Annotated in this window: 2 protein-coding genes; both read left to right on the top strand. The window is 76.9% G+C overall.

What is annotated here, in order from left to right; all coding sequences use genetic code 11:
* The coding region (locus AB8Z36_RS40620; protein WP_369218359.1) for a TetR-like C-terminal domain-containing protein at nt 1-258 on the top strand (258 nt) is incomplete at its 5' end.
* A gap of 353 nt (nt 259-611) precedes the next feature.
* Nucleotides 612-1,097: AraC family ligand binding domain-containing protein (locus AB8Z36_RS40615; RefSeq protein ID WP_369218360.1), on the top strand; the 486-nt coding region annotated here is incomplete at its 3' end.

The raw sequence follows: 1,097 nt of genomic DNA, 5'->3' as shown, positions 1-1,097 counted from the left end.
GATCTCCAGGATCACCATGCCGTGGGCCTCTACCGCCTGGSGACCGAGCGCCCGCTGCCGCGCCAGGCGCTCCCCGAGGGCCTGGAGGAACGGGCCGCCGCCCCGCTGGTCCGCGCCTGCGCGGGCGACGGGGACCTGGCCCGCGCCGCCTGGGCGTTCGCGCACGGCATGGTGATCCTGGAGATCCACGGCCGGTTTCCCGAAGGAGCCGACCTCGGCACGGCATGGAAGAAGGGCACGCGGGCGTTGAAGCGGTGAGCGCGGCCTCGGCCGCACGCGCACACGTACGGGCAGAGGCACCACGGGGGAGCGGGCACCACATGGACGACGCGGCGGCGAGTGGCGCGGCGGGCGACGGCTCGGCAGGCGAGGGTTCGGCGGGCGACGGCTTGGCAGGCGAGGGTTCGGCAGGCGAGGGCTCGGCAGAAGGAGGCCGCCGTCGCGCGTCGGGACGGCACTCGGTGGCTGGACCGCACCCTGCGTCGGGGCGGCCCCCGGCAGCGGGACCGCACCCGGCCTCGGGACCGCCCCCGGCTGCGGCGCGGCGTCCCCGCGAACAGGCCCTCTGGGCCAGAGCACCGCTCGGCCCCCGGGGCGAGAGCCTCGACCTCCTGACCGCCCGCTTCGACCGGCACCGCTACGCCCCGCACTACCACGAGGAGTTCACCGTCGGCGTCTGCGTGGCGGGCTCCGAGGTCATCGACTACCGGGGCGGACGGATCGACGTGGGCCCGGGTTCCATCGTCGTCCTGGCCCCGGGGGAGGTGCACACGGGCGGCCCGGCCACCCTGGGCGGCTACGCCTACCGCGCCATGTATCCGCTGCCGCTCCTCCTGGCCGAGGGCACCACATCCCCACCGCACTTCCGCGACCCGGTGGTGGACGACCCCGAACTGGCCGCCGCCCTGCGCGCGGCCCACACCGACCTGAGCGGCACCGGGGACCGCGTGGACGCGCTGGAGGCCGAGTCCCGCCTCCCCTGGCTGCTCACGGCCCTGGCCCGCAGGCACGGCACGGCCCGCCCCCGCACCGACCGCGTCCCCGGCGCCGACCACATCGCCCGCACGGTCCGCGCACGCCTGGCCGACGAACTCCTC

Origin of the sequence: Streptomyces flavofungini, assembly GCF_041028215.1 — a bacterium.
GTDB lineage: Bacteria > Actinomycetota > Actinomycetes > Streptomycetales > Streptomycetaceae > Streptomyces > Streptomyces flavofungini_B.
The sequence above is the reverse complement of the archived record's forward strand: the minus strand, read 5'-3'. Positions and strand labels throughout refer to the sequence as shown.